The sequence below is a fragment of the Pseudanabaena sp. PCC 6802 genome, assembly GCF_000332175.1.
Classification (GTDB): Bacteria; Cyanobacteriota; Cyanobacteriia; order Pseudanabaenales; family Pseudanabaenaceae; genus PCC-6802.
The window spans coordinates 1,024,305-1,041,558 of sequence record NZ_KB235914.1 but is presented as its reverse complement, the minus strand read 5'-3'; the positions used below and the strand labels follow the sequence as shown (position 1 = coordinate 1,041,558).

Genomic DNA, 17,254 nt, shown 5'->3' with positions numbered 1-17,254 from the left:
ACATATGGACTTCAGACTATTAGTTGTACTTGCACCACTCGCTTTAGTAGTCGTCTGGGCTTTTATTAATATGTCAAAGGCAGTAGCTAATGGCGAAGCTAGCCTATTCGGCAGCCGTGGTAATAAATTCTGGTAAATCTCTAGAATTAAGCCCATAAAGCTTATCGAAGACTAGATTACTGGCGATTAGATTTGATACCCAGTTAAGAAGTTACTTTTTAACAAAAAATACAGAGTCAACGAGCACAGAGTCGTGGAAAACCTTGACTCTGTGTCTTGTTTTACATAGTACTAAGGTTAATTTGCCGTATATATAGCCGTGGACAGCTCTGTTAGGGCAGAGGGCGTAGAAGCTGCACCCCTACGCAGGTGAAGCACCAGTCTTGGGGGTTCCCCGCTAGAGCCACTGCTGCGTTCTAACCCTGTACCCCGCCCTGAGCCTGTTAGCTAAGCTATACAATACAGGACTTACGCAAAACAGATCCCCCAACCCCCTTAAAAAGGGGGCTTTGAGATTTCCCCCTTAAAAAGGGGGGCTAGAGGGGTCTTGAATTTCAGCATTCAATGCGTAAGTCCTACAATAGTTAAGTTAATGGCCCTAGATCGAGCATTTTAAGCTGAGATCGCTCGGGTGATAGATTTAAGATCGAATCTTTAGCATAAGGTTGCAAATTATGGCTGTTGGTGAGTATAAGCCAGGTCTGGAAGGAGTGCCCGCGACACAGTCGAATATTAGCTACGTCGATGGGCAACGTGGTTTATTGGAGTATCGCGGCATCGACGTTAAGGAACTATGCCAGTACAGTAACTTTTTGGAAACTAGTTATTTACTAATTTTTGGCGAGCTGCCGAAAGAGACCGAAATAACTAAGTTCGAGTACGACGTTCTGCATCGGCGGCGTATTAAGTACCGCATTCGCGACATGATTAAGTGCTTCCCCGATAACGGGCACCCAATGGATGCGCTCCAGGCATGTGTAGCGGCATTAGGTATGTTTTACCCGTTAGCAGATTTGCAGGATGCGGACTTTATCTATGGTGCTTCCACTAGATTGCTAGCCAAAATTCCGACAATGGTCGCCGCTTTTAACATGATGCGGCTGGGCAACGATCCAGTGATACCAAGGGACGACCTCAGCTATGCGGCCAACTTCCTCTATATGCTCAATGAGGTGGAACCAGATCCGATCGCTGCTCGTGTATTTGATATTTGCTTGATTTTACACGCGGAACATACGGTCAATGCTTCGACCTTTTCAGCATTGGTAACGGCATCGACTTTAACCGATGCCTATACGGTCTTGTCGTCTGCGATCGGAACTTTGAGCGGGCCTTTACACGGCGGAGCCAACGAGCAGGTGATGCGGATGCTAGAAGAAATTGGTTCCGTGGAAAATGTCAGACCCTATATGGAGCGCAAGCTAGAACGCAAAGAAAAAATTATGGGGTTTGGGCATAGGGTATACAAGGTTAAAGATCCTAGGGCTACAATCCTGCAGGAGCAAGTCAAGATCCTGTTCGACAAATTTGGGCACGATCCTTACTATGACATTGCGGTGGAGATGGAAAACGTTGGTATGGAAAAACTTTCAGAAAGAGGTATATACCCAAACGTGGACTTTTACTCAGGATTAGTCTATAAAAAACTAGGTATTCCGATGGACTTGTTTACTCCTATATTTGCGATCGCCCGCGTTCCCGGTTGGCTAGCCCACTGGAAAGAGCAATTGGCGGACAATCGACTCTTCCGCCCTACCCAGGTTTATACAGGCGAGCACGAAGTTTCGTATACACCACTTGCGCACAGATAATCGCGATCGTCAGTCTGCTAGAATCAAGCCATACGATCTTCCCATTAGGGATAGTTTAAGAATCATAGAAAGCCATGATGACATCTGAAACGATCTGCCAACGCGGTTCTATTTTAGGAACCCAGGTTATTAGTAAATCTACCGCTAAACGGCTAGGTATTGTGACGCAGATATGGCTGGATGTCGATCGGAGGCAGGTCATGGGGGTCAGCGTCGCCGATCGGTTTGTGCCCGGTACGCCCATAGGGATTGGTGAAACCTATTATATGGCGTTAGATAACGTTGCCCTCTTAGGGCCGGATGCCATCCTGGTCGAAAATGAATCGGTTCTAGAAGACGAACAAGTTGACGATCGCTACACTAGTCTAATTGGCAATCAGGTAGTGACTGAATCGGGCGAGCTACTGGGCAAAGTTCGAGACTTCAAATTTGACCCTGCTAGTGGCGATCTGTTTTATCTAATTTTGTCATCGGTAGGAGCGCCGCTGATTCCTTCTACCTTGATCAGTACCTATGAGTTGGATGTGAACGAGATTATTGCCGTGGGACGCGATCGCATCATCGTCACGGAAGGCATGGAAGAACGCCTGACTCAGCTTACTAAGGGAGTATTAGAGCGCATTGGCTTAGGCAAGCCTCCTTGGGAACAGGAGTTCGAGGATGACTATCTGCCACCTCCCACAATCTCAGGCAATGCTCTAGGCCCCGGACAGCGTAGCAGTTATTATCCACCCGCCCAGCCCCGTCAAGATTACCGTGAAGACTATCGCGAAGATTATCGCGAAAAGCGGGAATATCGCCCCGAACCGCGATCGGAGCAACGTCCGCTCTACAGACGCGAAGAAATGTGGGAAGAAGAAGAAGACAACTGGGCAGACGAAAGAGTGCCAGTGTCTCCTCCACCTCGCCGCCAAGCAAGAGCGCAACAACAGCCTATCTCTCCCCCGCCGCGCGAGAATTACAAGCGCGAGGACGATTACAGATATGAGGAGGATGACGAAGACAGCAAGTATTATGAAGACAGCAAGCGCGAGATTCAAAATGCGTGGTCTGATGAAGCCAGAATCCCCGATCGCCAGAAGCAAAGAAAGCCTGAAGAAGAATTAGAAGAGTTATAGTTTGCGAGAATCAGTTCCAAGAGAATATCTATGTCAAACTCCGAGCAACCCGCCCAGTCATCTCTCAATCCAACTTTTAATTACCCTCCCAGTCAAACTGTAGATGTAGTCGATCGCTACCATGGTATGGAAGTTAAAGATCCCTACCGCTGGCTAGAAGATGCGGATTCGGAGGCAACGCAAGCATGGGTAGAAGCACAAAACCAAGTAACGTTTGGGTTTCTGGAGGGCATTTCGAGCAGAAATCGCCTGCAGGAACGTCTAACACAACTATGGGATTATGAGAAGTATGGGATTCCCTTTAAAGAAGGCGATCGCTATTTTTATTTTAAAAATGATGGCTTGCAGAATCAGAGTGTCCTCTATACGCTTACGTCCTTAGATGGAGAACCTACTATCCTGCTCGATCCGAATCAGCTTTCTCCCGATGGTACGATCGCTCTATCTGGCATAGCAATTAGCGACGACGGCAAGCTGATGGCGTATGCTCTATCCACCGGGGGATCGGATTGGAAAGAATGGCGAGTTAGATCGGTAGAGACAGGTGAGGATTTAGCAGATCTTGTAGAGTGGAGTAAATTCTCGGGGGCATCCTGGACGCATGACAGCCAGGGATTCTTTTACAGTCGCTACGATCGGCCTGAAAGTGCCGAACTGCAAACTATTAATTACTTCCAAAAACTCTACTATCACCGTCTGGGCACGCCACAGGTGGAGGATATCCTCATCTACCATCGTCCCGACCAAAAGGAATGGGGCTTTGATAGTGGCGTGACAGAGGATGGGCGCTATCTGATCGTCTCAGTTTGGCAAGGTAGCGAGCCGAAGAATCTAATTTTCTATCTGGATATCCAGGCGCGTCCATCCCTGGCCGATACTCAGCCGAGTAAAGTAGTAGAATTGATTACTCAATTTGAAGCCGAATATAGTTTTATTGGCAATGACGGCTCGGTCTTCTGGTTCCGCACCGATTTGAACGCACCGCGCGGTCGGGCGATCGCGATCGATATCAACTCGCCCCAACAGGTGCGGGAAATCATCCCACAAGCGGAGGAAACCCTTGAAGGCGTAAGCTTAATTAACAATCAGTTGGTAGCATTTTATTTAAAAGATGCGGCGACTCAGGTCAAAATTTTCGATCTCGACGGTAAATTTATCCGCGAGGTGAAATTACCTGGTATCGGTTCGGCAGGAGGGTTTGGCGGTAAGCGCTACGATACGGAAACTTTCTACAGCTTCACTGGCTTTACCACGCCACCTACTATTTATCGCTACGATCTCCAAACAGATGAAAGCACGGTCTTCCGTCGCCCCCAAGTTGACTTCGATCCCACTCAATACACGACCGAGCAAGTTTTTTATCACAGTAAAGATGGCACCAAAGTTCCCATGTTTATCACCCATAAACAGGGAATCGAATTAGATGGGCAAAATCCAACTTTGTTATACGCCTACGGCGGCTTTGGCGTATCGCTCACCCCTGCCTTTTCAATTAGCAACTTAGTATGGATGGAAATGGGTGGAATCTATGCCGTGCCAAATCTACGCGGCGGCGGCGAGTATGGTGAAGATTGGCATCAGGCTGGAACAAAGGCCAAAAAGCAAAATGTATTTGATGATTTCATTGCCGCCGCAGAGTGGTTAATTGGGAATCGTTACACCAGTACGCCGAAACTGGCGATCGCGGGTGGCAGTAATGGCGGCTTGCTGGTAGGAGCGTGCATGACTCAGCGTCCTGATTTGTTTGGAGCAGCGTTGCCATCTGTTGGGGTAATGGATATGTTGCGCTTCCACAAGTTCACGATTGGTTGGGCCTGGACGGCAGAATACGGCTCTCCCGACAATGCCGAGGAATTTCCCGCCCTCTATGCCTATTCTCCACTCCATAATCTCAAACCTGGCACGGTCTATCCCGCTACATTAATCGCTACTGCCGAGCGCGACGATCGCGTAGTACCAGCCCACAGTTTCAAATTTGCCGCCGCCCTGCAAGCCGCCCATAGTGGAGACGCGCCAGTTTTAATTCGCATTGAAACCAAAGCCGGACACGGTGCGGGTAAACCGACAACAAAGTTGATTGAAGAAGCAAGCGATCGCTTCGCATTTTTAGCGAAGGTGCTGAATTGCGAGGCATCTGCTTAAAATATCTGTATGCCAGCTTCCGTGCAAACTGCATTCAATGGGATATCCCAAGATTCGGTAGGTAGACCCTCCAAATGAGAGTTTGCGAACGTAATGCCGACTGTTTTAAGGGTTGGAGAGATATCTTTACGGGCGAGGAAGCGATCGTAAAAACCGCCCCCGTAGCCCAGACGATATCCCTGGCGATCGCAGGCTACAGATGGTACCAACACTACATCCACTTTTGTCAAATCTACAAGCGGCAGAGTAGGCAATGGCTCGGGAATACCGTAAGCTCCTACTTCAGTTTCTTGGGATAGATAGATGGCATTAACCAGGTGCCAGATCAGCTCTTTACCCTGACAGCGAGGTAAGCCCCAGATTTTATGCGGGAATGCTTGCCAAAGGCAGGTTAGATCTGGTTCCTGATAGAGGCTCATAAATGCCAGAATTACCTGCGCTGCATGGATGGGTTCCCACTCGGATAGGTAGTGACAGATCGCCTCGCTCTTCTGCTGCCATAGGTGCGATGGCAAGCTCTGTCTTGCGTTAATTAGCTGCTTTCGTAGTTGTTGCTTATGTTGTGCTGGATTCAAATCAATATTATTTAAGAGACAGTAGGGATCTAGAGGATCGTGAGAGACTAGATAAGTTGGTTATCCCCAGTTAAAATGTTAGCAGAGTGAACCCCTACAGGAGTAAATCATTCATGAAATTGTCCGATCGCGCTGTCACCACTTCGGGTCGTCGGTTTATTATCCTTTGGACTGGTCTTCTGATCGCTATTTTCATTGCCCTAAGCTTCTTTAGTGTCAATACCCTCTCCGGACTGAGACAAGCTGCAATTGCCCGACACAACGCCCGCATCGATGCCAGCGCAGTTGAGCCGGGGCGTACTGCTGCTGATGCACTACCTGCCGGAGCAAATCCTCGTAAAGTCAAAGTCGGCATATATCTAGATGGCATCTTCTCAATTTCAGTTCTAGATTCTAAGTGGTCCCCTGTTTTTTATATCTGGTTTAGATGGACGGGCGATGACATTAACCCCGGAGAAACCTTCAATATCGTGGAAGGGGAAATTTTATCCAAACAGAAATTACAAGATAAGGTCATCAAGGGAGAACACTATGCGGTTTACCTGGTTAGAGCGCAGATCGCCAAATTTTTTGACAGCACCCGTTTTCCCATCGACGATCATCTCTTAACGGTAGCTATAGAAGAGAGTAACTTGCAGTGGCAAAATTTGGAATATGTACCCGATACCGAGAATACTCAGATTAGTTCGCGGGTCAAGATGCCAGGATATCAGGTATATAAAACGGGTATCGTCATGAAACCCCACACTTACAAATCAAACTTTGGCGATCCTAGATTGCCATCCAACACTCGCAAAACCTATTCCCAGTTGATCTATGGCGTTTGGAATAGTCGTCCTGGTTTAGGCACCTACTTAAAAATCTTTCTCGGGCTCTTTGCCGCAGTGATGATTTCAATGCTGGCTCTTTTTATAACGCCCACAGAGGTCGATCCACGCTTTGGTTTGGGGGTTGGTGGTTTCTTTGGAGCAGTCGCTAATACTTTGTTATCTGCTTCCCTCGTAACCGACAGTGGAACGCTAACTTTACTCGATATGGTCAATGGGATAGGAATGATTACGATTTTCTTGACCCTGGTGCAATCTACAATTTCTCTTCATATTTATGCCAATCTAGATCGAGTAGGACTTTCTCGTCTTTTCGATCGCGTCTCTTTTGTGACAATTGCAACAGGCTTTTTGATTGTTAATCTTCTGATTCCAGGAGCAGCAATGGTGAATTAAGTTCTATTGGGGTGCATCCCAGTTTTGCAAGATAGCCCTCATCCCCCACCCCCTTCTCCCGTCTTGGGAGAAGGAGAGCCAGGTTCAAAGCTAGCTAGCTAGTAGGATGGGCAATGCCCACCAAAACTTTTTGGATAAGCCCACACACGTCAATAACAATGTTGCTGATATAGAATTGGCGATCGCCCTGTCTGCATTGCCCATACTGTAACTTTAAGGAGACCGAACTAAGGGCGATCGCTCAGTTCTCCTAAAGTATGACTGCGATCGGTCATGGTGCGTCACGCGTAGCAGACGCACACTACCTAATCTAATTCGACATAATATGCTAAAAATGGCATAATAAAGCATTATGAATCCTTCATTAAAACCTGTTGAGTGGATAAGCAGATCCCTTGAGGACTTACGGAAATTTCCTGGCGAAGTTCAACAAATGATGGGCTTTGCCTTGTACCGCGCTCAATTAGGTAAAAAGCATCCTGATGCTAAACTTCTCAAAGGCTTTAAGGGTTCTAGCGTTCTCGAAATTATTGAGGACTATGATGGAGATATAGCGGTTTTCAGATGAAAACGAGAAGGGGGGGGCGTTGCCCCCAAGAAGGGGTTGAACCCCTTCACCCCAAAAATAAAACCTGTTCTCAAGTGAAAACCGCTATACCTACCGAGCAGTCTATACAGTGAAATTTGAAGAAATCGTCTATGTTCTTCATGCCTTTCAAAAAAAGTCAAAGAGTGGTATTGCTACCCCTAAGCAAGATATAGACCTGATTGAAACTCGTCTTAAACGTGCCAAGGATCGCTACGAGGCATACTTGAAGCAAAATAACTAGGAGAAGCGAAATGGCTGAAGAAATACAGGTATACTCAAGCAGTGGGAATGTATTTGCTGACTTAGGACTACCTAATGCTGATGAACTGTTAATCAAGGCGGAACTTGCCCATCAAATTAGTGAACTAATCTCAGAAAGAGAGCTTACCCAAATTGAGGCAGCAAAACTTTTAGGGATAGATCAACCAAAAGTATCAGCACTAGTGCGTGGTAAGTTATCAGGTTTTTCTACAGAACGCCTCTTTCGATTTCTTAATGCATTAGGCAGAAATGTAGAAATTCGCGTTACTCCCAACTTAGAATCGAATGTCCAAGCTGAAACACGTGTTATTTCAATATAAACAGGGTTCGAGCAGATAGTTTATAATGCGATCGCTATTCCCTTCTCTCTATGGGGTATCGACAATCAGTTCTAAGCCTCAAGAGCGATAGAAACAACGAGGAATTGAGCGATTAGGGCGATCGCCCTGTCTGCATCGCCCATACTGTAACTTTAAGGAGACCGAACTAAGGGCGATCGCTCGGTTCTCTGGGATATCTAGGTATGACTGCGATCGGTCATCGGTAGTGCGTCTGCTACGGGTGACGCACCCTAACTAACCTCAAATTGCTTACTCTGCGCGATTTACCGATCCGCTATCGGGACTTAGCAACGTAGCCAGTTAGTCATGTCTGCCTAATCGGTGCTTCTCGGGGGGCTGCTGGCGATCGCCAGTGGCATCGCCGTGCAATGGACGATCTTACTGCAATTTTATCTAGCGATCTCTACAAAACATTAACAGCAGGCAATTTGAAAAAATAAATAAAAAATACTTGACTTAGTGTTAAAAGCACACTATATTAATTAGTGTAATTCCTACACTATATGACAATGCAAGCGTTGTTTGAAGTAGCAAGTGGCTCGATCGCGGGTAACCATCACAGATCGGTCGGTAAGAACAATCAGGATGCTTATTTCTGCACTTCTACAGAGAAAGCAACGATTGCGGTGGTTTGCGATGGTTGTGGTAGTGGGGAGCATAGCGAAGTAGGGGCAAAATTGGGCGCACGGCTGGCAGTCGAAGCGATTGTCAATAATCTCTGCGATCGCGTCGATGCGGAATTTTGGGAGAAGATTAAGCTAGATCTACTAGGGCAACTGCGCGATTTAGCAAAATCTCTGGGAGGTCGCGATCGCAATACCGATCGCGTTGTCAACAATTATCTTTTATTCACGATTGTCGGCGCGATCGTGACACCAATGGAAACAGTTACGTTCTCGCTCGGAGATGGTCTAATTGCCGTAAATGGGAAGATCGACCCAATCGGCCCATTTCCCGACAATGCTCCTCCGTATTTGGCCTACGGGCTGTACTGCCCCGATGCCATTGGCTTTCAGATTTGCGATCGCCTGCCCACAGAGGAGGTGCGATCGATTCTGATCGGAACAGATGGCGTGGAGGATTTTAGTGCGGCTGAGTCGATGAATTTACCCGGCAAACAGGAAAAAGTGGGAGAGATTTCGCAGTTTTGGTTGGAAGATCGATATTTCGCCAATCAAGACGCAATCCGCCGCAAGTTATCGCGCATGAACCGCGAAGCGACCAAAATCGATTGGCAGGGTCGCCGCTCGATTAAAGCAGTCGGTCTTTTACCCGACGATACAACACTGATAGCGATTAGAAAGCGGAAAATGCAAGATAAAGAGTAAAAACTGAGATCGCAGGGGCGCAGCCCCCGACAGGGTTCTATTCCTCCCTCCCTCAGGGTAGGGGTGAGAGTTACCGGATATTCAGCGTAAAGTTGGCAAGCGATAGCTAAAAATTGAGAATTGATGACAAGGGGGTGCGTGAAATGGACGTATATGTCAATGGCAAAAGAATTAAGTTGAGTCCCAATCGAGCGATTGGGAAGGGTGGAGAAGCAGAAGTATTTGATATGGGGGGGAATAAGGCACTGAAGGTCTTTAAGCAACCAGATTGCCCGGACTATCAAGGGTTGCCCGCCGAGCAACAAGCCGCCCGCGATCGCTTAGTCACTCATCAGACCAAGCTGCGATCTTTTCCATCGCATCTCCCCGAGCGAGCGATCGCGCCCGAGCAACTCGCCACGGACAAACAGGGAAAGAATATTATCGGTTATACGATGCCTTTGCTAAAAGGGGCAACTCCTTTGCTGCAATATAGCAATCGCAACTTCCGCACCGCCAGCGGCATCGCGAACGAAACCGTGATGTCTATCTTTCAAGATTTACACGATACGGTGTCGAAGCTCCACGCTGTTAAAGTAACGATTGGGGACTTTAACGATCTGAACGTGTTGGTGCTGCGAGATAGGGCTTATCTCATCGATGTCGATTCGTTTCAGTACGATCGCTTTCTCTGTCAGATGTTTACCTCTCGATTTGTCGATCCTTTACTGTGCGATCCCGCTGAAAGCAGGCCAGTTTTGCAGGAAGCGTACAATCCCGATTCCGATTGGTATGCCTTTACAGTCATGTTAATGCAGTGCCTGTTGTTTGTCGATCCCTACGGCGGCGTTTACAAGCCCAAAGACGATGGGCATAAAATTCCGCACGAGACTCGCCCGCTGAAAAGAATTACAATCTTTAATTCCGAGGTCAAGTATCCCAAACCTGCCATTCCTTACGGAGTTTTCTCCGACGATCTCCTGCACTACTTCCATCTCTGCTTCGAGCGCGATCGCCGAGGTGCATTCCCAATCGCCTTGCTTGAGGATCTGCATTGGAATAAGTGTGCTAACTGCGGTATAGAAAGCGCTCGCGATCGCTGTCCTGTCTGTCATGGCAGTCAGTTGGTGGCGCGGAACTATAGGGAACTTCAAGTCCAGATTGTGAGAGATTCCGTCACTGCTACGCGGATTTTCCAAACTACGGGCGTAATCCTGGAGGCAGCGTTACATAGGGATGAGTTGAACTGGCTCTACTACGATCGCGGTGTCTTCCAACGAGAAGATGGTAGTGCCGTACTTGCAGGAGATCTAGACGCTGAAATGCGATTCTGGTTGCAAGGGAAATCGACGCTAGTTGGCAAGCACGGTCAGGTCATCTCTTTGGGATCGAGGGCAAAGCCTTTGAAATTAGCAGTCGATCGCGATCGCGGTTTGCCTGCCTGCGATTGCAACGAGATCGGCTGCTACTGGTTGCATAACGGTCAGCTCTTGCGCGAAGGCTCCATAGGTTCCGAGTATATTGGGGACGTGCTGGCAAATCGAACTCAATTCTGGGTGGGTTCTCGCTTTGGTTTTGGATTCTATCAGGCGATGGATCTCCATGTTGCTTTCGTATTCGATACCAGAGGACATAGTATAAATGACAGGGTCAAGCTGCCAATTTGGCAAGGACAGTTAGTAGATGCGGATTGCGTCTTTAGCGACGATCTCTGCTGGTTGTTCCTGGCAATTCAGGTGCAGGGTAGAATTTACCACCGCGCACATGTTATTCGCACCAATGGCGAAGCGATCGCCTCGGCGGAGATAGATGGTAGCGAGTCCTCCTGGCTGGCAAATATTCGCGGCAAGTTTGCGGCGGGCAATTTTCTCCTCGCTGCCACTGACGAAGGCATCGTGCGCCTGGAGCCGCAAGGAGGGAAAATCGTGAGGGTGAAAGAATTTCCGAATACAGAATCATTTGTCGATTCTAGTTGTCATCTGTATGGATCGTCGCAGGGATTATATGTAGTTAATCGCAGCGATATTCACTTGCTCAAAATAGCTTGAATTTTAGTTTCCTAGAGGAAGGCACTATGAAATTACAGATCTGAGACGATCTCGATAGTAACTCTATTACTATCCATTCCACAACTATTGCTCCGGCAATGAAAAAGAAAGCATAGGATAATAGAAGTAAAGGCACAAGGAGGTTTGACATGGATAAACCAGATGGCCGACACCTATCGATAGAAACGCAAAATTACCTTCGACAGCAAGCGATCCGGTTGCGAGAACAAGGGAAACGAGTATGTGATATTAGTGAGTACCTGGGGATTCATCGTAACACGATTACGGAGTGGTGGTGGGCGTATCAAGATTACGGAGAAGCAGCCCTGTTTCAGCAGCGACGAGGACGAGAGGTAGGGGAAGGGCGCAGTTTAAGTGCCTCAGAGGAAACAACGATTGAAGCAATGCTGCGGGGACACAGCCCGGAGGATTACCAGATCGAGAGCGCCTTGTGGACTAGACAAGCCGTGCAAATACTAATCGAGCAAGAATTAGGAGTGGAGATGCCGATACGCACAGTGGGGGAATATCTCAAACGATGGGGCTACAGCCCCCAGAAGCCGATCGAACGTGCCTATGAGCAAGACCCCGCTGCCGTGAAACACTGGTTACAGGAAGAATATCCCGCGATTGAGCAACGGGCACAAGCAGAAGGTGCCGAAATCGAGTGGGGAGATGAATCGGGACTCAGTTCTGATGAGTATGGAGGGCGAGGTTATGCACCCAAGGGACATCCCCCTGAAATTCGTCCTAGTAAACGCGAGCGGACACGGTTGAATTTCATTGCTAGCATCAGTAATCAAGGCACGATTCAATTTATGCTTTACACCTGTACCTTGACAGCCCCAGTATTTATTGAATTTCTGCAACGGTTGATTGACAAGCGTTCAAGCAAACTGTTTTGGATCGTGGATCGCCATCCCGTCCATCGAGAGCGCCCCGTGCAGCAATGGTTAGAACAGCACTCCCAGGAGATCGAGTTATTTTATTTGCCTTCCTATGCGCCGCAGTTGAATCCAGTAGAGTATTTCAATGGTGATGTGAAACAGGGAGTTCACGCCAAACCTCTGACGCGAAACCTGGGTCAATTAAAACATAGATTGCTATCTCAACTGCAGAAATTGCAGAGATTGCCTGCCCACATTAGGAGTTACTTTAAGCATCCATCTATTATTTATGCTGCTCTATAGATTGCATTCTATTTTATTGCCAAGGCAATAACTACCACTTCATTAGAACTATGAATACTCAAACTAACACTCAACTCCCCATTCCCGATCGCTTCGATCGCGCCAAAGTCGGCGAAGTCTGGCGAGTGCCCTATCAAGATCGCGCTGCCGAAGCGAAAATCTGGGCAAAACAACACAATATCCAGCCTGCGGCCAAGGATAAAACTCGCATTTGCCTGATGGCGATCGACGTGCAAAATACCTTCTGCATTCCCAATTTTGAATTGTTTGTGGGCGGGCGATCGGGCATGGGTGCGGTCGAAGACAACGTACGGCTGTGCGAGTTCATCTATCGCAATTTGGGCACCATTACGGAAATTGCTCCCACGATGGATACGCATACCTCCATGCAGATTTTCCATCCCATTTTCTGGATTAACGATGCAGGCGAGCATCCCATCCCCGCCGCTACCGTCATCTCCTTAGATGATGTCAAGCAAGGGAAATGGAAAGTCAATCCCGCTGTTGCCTACAGCCTTGCTAAAGGCAATTACCTGGCATTGCAAAAGCACGCATTGCACTACGTCCAGAAGCTCAGCGATGAGGGGAAATATCCCCTGATGATCTGGCCCTATCACTCCATGCTGGGAGGAATCGGACACGCGCTGGTGTCTGCCGTAGAAGAAGCGATGTTCTTTCATAATATGGCGCGTAACAGCCAGACCAACTTTGAAATTAAAGGAGGGAATCCACTCACGGAAAATTATTCGGTACTGCGTCCTGAAGTACTCGAAGGCTCTGATGGCAGACCGATCGCCCAGAAAAATACCCGCTTTTTACAGAAGTTGTTGGAATTCGATGCCGTCATTATCGCAGGTCAGGCCAAGAGCCACTGCGTCGCCTGGACGATCGACGACCTGCTGACGGAAATTCTGACGCAAGATCCGAAACTGGCGAAAAAAGTTTACCTATTAGAAGACTGTACTTCGCCCGTAGTCGTGCCTGGGATCGTCGATTTCACGCCGCAAGCCGATGCAGCATTCCAGCGCTTTGCCGATGCGGGTATGCATCTGGTGAAGTCTACCGACGCTCTGGACGCTTGGGCAGATTTGAGTTTGTAAATTGAAATTAGAAGATAAAGGAGAAAATTATGCTGGGCGCGATCGCCGGTGACATCATCGGCTCCATTTACGAATTCCACAATATCAAAACGAAGGAATTCCCATTGTTTGGCTCGAAGTGCTTCTTTACGGACGATACGGTACTGACAGTAGCAGTTGCCGACACCATTCTCAATGGCGGTCAATACGTCAAAAAATTCAAAGACTACTACCGCAAATATCCCGGTGCGGGTTATGGAGGCATGTTCCATCGTTGGGCTTCATCTGATAGTTCTACGGCCTATAACAGTTGGGGTAACGGCTCGGCCATGCGCGTCAGCGCTGTGGGATTCGCCTTTGACGATCTAGAAACCGTATTGCAAGAATCCAAACGCAGTGCAGAAGTCACGCACGACCATCCCGAAGGTATCAAGGGCGCGCAAGCCACCGCAGCAGCCATCTTCTTAGCCCGCACTGGCAGCGAACAGAAGGACATTCAATCCTACATAGAAGCTACCTTTAGCTACGATCTGAGCCAGTCTCTCGATGAAATTAGACCGAGTTACCGATTCAACGAATCGTGTCAAGAGACAGTGCCGCAAGCAATTAGAGCCTTTCTAGAATCTACCGACTTTGAAGATGCCATTCGCAACGCCGTATCCCTCGGTGGAGACACCGATACGCTGACCTGCATTACAGGTGGCATTGCCCAAGCTTTTTACGGCGGGGTACCCGAATTGATCGCCAGACAAACCTTAGAACGACTGGACGAATCTCTCCGATTCGTTACGGAAAGATTCATGGCGAAATACAGCTACTAACTATCAACCACCAATTACCAATTACCAATTACTACTATGAACGCACCCAATATCAACGATTTGTTCCAAACAGCCCACGAAGACGGTCTGCTTTCCCATGAATCCATGCAAGCGCTCAACGTTATCGACATTGGCGCTCAAATCCAGGCTGGATTGGGCATCCATGTCGATGATGTGATGGCGAGCGAAGTCGTGCTCGTCACGATTATGCCCGACGATTCGGGGTCGATTCAGTTTGGCGGCAACGTGCAGGCTGTACGCGGCGGTCATAATTCCGTCCTCGATGCCCTTGCGGCATCGAATCAAAAGGATAGCATTCTAGTGCACAATCGCTATCTCAACGGACACGTTCTCTATCCCTACTGCCCCCTGTCCCAGGCGGTACGCATGGATACGAAAAACTACAATCCCAACCAGGGAACGCCCCTCTACGACCAAACTGTCGTGCTGTTAGGAACAGTTCTGGCTAAAGCGCAGGAGTTTGCCGATAATGGCGTACCCGTCCGCACCGTGACGTTGATTATTACTGACGGTGCCGATGCTGGTTCCGCGCGAGCCAGTGCTAAAACAGTTGCGGCGATCGTGCAGGATATGTTGATGGCTGAAAACCACATCGTAGCGGCTATGGGCATTGATGATGGCGGACACACAGATTTCCGTCAGGTATTTAAGGAAATGGGAATTCGCGATCGCTGGATTCTCACGCCTGGTAATTCAGATACCGAGATTCGCAAAGCCTTTCAGGTTTTCTCGCAGTCAGCGGTGCGAGTGAGCCAGAGTGCAAACAGCTTTAGCCAATCCGCTCTCGGTGGCTTTGGCAATCCCTAATGCACGAAACAGTTACAGTTCGCATACCGCCAGGAGCCAAATCGGGCAGCCGCATTCGCCTGAAAGGCAAGGGACAAGTCAGATAGCGCGACAAAATTTCTGCCTGACGATTAGGCGTGGACGTAATGCTTCTTTGCGTAGGATAATTGCTCTTGTGGGGTGTCAGCGTTATGTGCTTATTTCCATGCCCCCCTTCCTGCATACTTTGCAACTTTTTGTTCTGTACCTAGGGCTTTAATTTATGACACATCCTCAAAGCAATCCTCGTCGCGGGCTTTGGCAGTGGGCATTTATTGTATCTGGTTCGAGTTTGCTGGCGGCTTTAGCTGGCTTTGGCTTATGGGGTTCGATCTTGCGATCGCCCGGCAACACTGTTGCTTACTCCAACGAATTAACTAACCCCTCCAGTAAAAAGCTGTTGGGTACATGGCAAGGAAACGGTCGAAACATAATTTTTACCCCCGAAGGCGAAATGCTGATACAACACAAAACTGGTGTGGCTATACCCTTCAAATATCAACTTCAAAAACAGAATGATAACTACATCGATCTATCTTTGTATGGAGAAACTCAATTAGGAATTTTTGAATTGACGAATGATGGCAAATTGCGTTTGGCTATTAGTGGACCTGGCGAACCTAGACCAACTTCCTTTAACAGGGAAAATTTCTCAATCTCATTATTCTCATTAGAGAGAGTATCCGATCGTACAACTCTCTCTCCTGATTCCCGACTCAGCGAACAAGAAGTTAACCTGATAAGATCTCAAGCTAGACAGTCAGAGGCAAGAAGCTACACTAGCTCTCTAAATAAAGGGCAGCAGGCTTTCTTCGTAGAGAAAAATCGTTTCTCATCCAGTATTGACGATTTAGGAGTTGGCATTAAATCGGAAACCAATAACTATTCCTATAGGGTGAGAGTATTTGATAATAAACGGGTGCAGACCATGGGGATTGCCAAGAAAGATGGTCTAAGAAGCTATACAGGTGCAGTGTTTGTTTTGAGAGAAAGAAATACATCGGATGTTACAAGTGTTGATATTCTGTGCGAGAGCGATCGCCTCACAAAAGCTATCCCACCCATTCCCACAGCTTCTAGCGAATATACCGATGCCAAACTGAATTGCCCCGTTGGCTACACAGCTCCCAAGCAATCTCCCAGTGCAGTGACCTCAGTTAGCATTCTGAATAGAGGTCAGCAAGCTTTCTTCTTGGAAAAAAATCGTTTCTCATCCAGTATTGAAGATTTGGAAATACACATAAATACTGAAACTGACGATTATTCCTATAAGGTTAGATTATCTGATAATAAACGGGTGCAAACAATGGGGATTGCAAAGAAGAATGGCTTAAGAAGCTACACAGGTGCCGTGTTTGTATTGAAAATAAGAAACACACAGGATATTGGAACTATTTCTATTTTGTGCGAGAGCGATCGCCCTACCAAAGCTATCCCACCCATTCCCACAGCTTCTAGCGAATATACCGATGCGCTACTGAACTGCCCAGTTGGCTACACAGATCTCAGACAGTCTCCCAGTGCAATGAACTCAGTTAGTATGCTGAATAGAGGCCAGCAAGTTTTCTTCTTAGGAAAAAATCGTTTCTCATCTAGCATTGAAGATTTACAGCTTGATATTAAATCAGAAACCTATGATTATTCCTACAGGGTGAGAGTATTGGATAATAAACGGGTGCAGACAATGGGAATTGCCAAGAAAGATGGTTTGAGAAGCTATACTGGTGCCGTGTTTGTGCTGAAATCAAGAAATATATCTGATGTTATAAGTGTTACTATTCTGTGTGAGAGCAATCGCCCCACAAAAGCCATCCCACCCACTCCCACAGCTTCTAGCGAATATACCGACGCACGGCTAAAATGCCCGCCTGGTTACACGCAGGTGGATAGATAGAGTAAGACT

Annotated in this window: 14 protein-coding genes and 2 pseudogenes; 15 read left to right on the top strand and 1 reads right to left on the bottom strand. The window is 47.7% G+C overall.

Annotation, left to right across the window (positions count from 1 at the left end; all coding sequences use genetic code 11):
• Positions 1-4: 4 nt before the first annotated feature.
• The 4 genes from PSE6802_RS31885 to PSE6802_RS0110140 all read left to right on the top strand — a co-directional run bounded on the left by PSE6802_RS31885 (position 5) and on the right by PSE6802_RS0110140 (position 5,071).
• Positions 5-136: a photosystem II protein Y gene (locus PSE6802_RS31885; RefSeq protein WP_071592276.1), complete on the top strand. Its 132-nt coding sequence runs from the start codon at positions 5-7 to the stop codon at positions 134-136.
• Between the two features lie 538 nt (positions 137-674).
• Positions 675-1,811 (top strand): citrate synthase, encoded by a 1,137-nt coding sequence (locus PSE6802_RS0110150; protein ID WP_019499953.1) that lies wholly within the window; start codon positions 675-677, stop codon positions 1,809-1,811.
• Positions 1,812-1,885: 74 nt separating this feature from the next.
• Complete coding sequence (locus PSE6802_RS0110145) at positions 1,886-2,929, top strand: PRC-barrel domain containing protein (protein ID WP_051050568.1); 1,044 nt, start codon at positions 1,886-1,888, stop codon at positions 2,927-2,929.
• A gap of 30 nt (positions 2,930-2,959) precedes the next feature.
• Positions 2,960-5,071 (top strand): prolyl oligopeptidase family serine peptidase, encoded by a 2,112-nt coding sequence (locus PSE6802_RS0110140; RefSeq protein WP_019499951.1) that lies wholly within the window; start codon positions 2,960-2,962, stop codon positions 5,069-5,071.
• Here PSE6802_RS0110140 and PSE6802_RS0110135 read toward each other — a convergent pair.
• A complete protein-coding gene (locus PSE6802_RS0110135; protein ID WP_026103212.1) occupies positions 5,068-5,646 on the bottom strand; it encodes a 5-formyltetrahydrofolate cyclo-ligase in 579 nt (192 codons plus the stop codon). The genes PSE6802_RS0110140 and PSE6802_RS0110135 overlap by 4 nt on opposite strands.
• Before the next feature lie 113 nt (positions 5,647-5,759).
• Here PSE6802_RS0110135 and PSE6802_RS0110130 point away from each other — a divergent pair, with 113 nt between their 5' ends.
• The 11 genes and pseudogenes from PSE6802_RS0110130 (at position 5,760) to PSE6802_RS30950 (ending at position 17,245) form a co-directional block, all read left to right on the top strand.
• Entirely contained in the window at positions 5,760-6,869 is a 1,110-nt protein-coding gene (locus tag PSE6802_RS0110130) for a hypothetical protein (protein ID WP_019499949.1), read from the top strand.
• 352 nt (positions 6,870-7,221) lie between these two features.
• A pseudogene (locus PSE6802_RS28490) lies at positions 7,222-7,419 on the top strand (type II toxin-antitoxin system RelE/ParE family toxin); the annotation flags it as partial.
• 106 nt (positions 7,420-7,525) lie between these two features.
• Positions 7,526-7,699, top strand: a pseudogene (locus PSE6802_RS30955) (type II toxin-antitoxin system RelE/ParE family toxin); the annotation flags it as partial.
• 10 nt (positions 7,700-7,709) lie between these two features.
• Complete coding sequence (locus PSE6802_RS0110115) at positions 7,710-8,039, top strand: helix-turn-helix domain-containing protein (RefSeq protein ID WP_019499947.1); 330 nt, start codon at positions 7,710-7,712, stop codon at positions 8,037-8,039.
• A gap of 530 nt (positions 8,040-8,569) precedes the next feature.
• On the top strand, positions 8,570-9,388 hold the full coding sequence (locus tag PSE6802_RS0110110; RefSeq protein ID WP_026103211.1) for a protein phosphatase 2C domain-containing protein: 819 nt from the start codon (positions 8,570-8,572) through the stop codon (positions 9,386-9,388).
• Between the two features lie 143 nt (positions 9,389-9,531).
• Complete coding sequence (locus tag PSE6802_RS0110105; protein ID WP_019499945.1) at positions 9,532-11,415, top strand: hypothetical protein; 1,884 nt, start codon at positions 9,532-9,534, stop codon at positions 11,413-11,415.
• Between the two features lie 149 nt (positions 11,416-11,564).
• The gene (locus PSE6802_RS0110100; RefSeq protein ID WP_019499944.1) at positions 11,565-12,605 is read left to right on the top strand and encodes an IS630 family transposase; all 1,041 of its coding nucleotides are present in this window, start codon (positions 11,565-11,567) and stop codon (positions 12,603-12,605) included.
• Positions 12,606-12,655: 50 nt separating this feature from the next.
• The gene (locus PSE6802_RS0110095; RefSeq protein WP_019499943.1) at positions 12,656-13,705 is read left to right on the top strand and encodes a cysteine hydrolase family protein; all 1,050 of its coding nucleotides are present in this window, start codon (positions 12,656-12,658) and stop codon (positions 13,703-13,705) included.
• 29 nt (positions 13,706-13,734) lie between these two features.
• On the top strand, positions 13,735-14,505 hold the full coding sequence (locus tag PSE6802_RS0110090; protein WP_019499942.1) for an ADP-ribosylglycohydrolase family protein: 771 nt from the start codon (positions 13,735-13,737) through the stop codon (positions 14,503-14,505).
• Positions 14,506-14,541: 36 nt separating this feature from the next.
• Positions 14,542-15,333: a hypothetical protein gene (locus PSE6802_RS0110085; RefSeq protein WP_019499941.1), complete on the top strand. Its 792-nt coding sequence runs from the start codon at positions 14,542-14,544 to the stop codon at positions 15,331-15,333.
• Between the two features lie 241 nt (positions 15,334-15,574).
• Entirely contained in the window at positions 15,575-17,245 is a 1,671-nt protein-coding gene (locus PSE6802_RS30950) for a type IV pilin-like G/H family protein (protein ID WP_019499940.1), read from the top strand.
• Positions 17,246-17,254 lie beyond the last annotated feature (9 nt).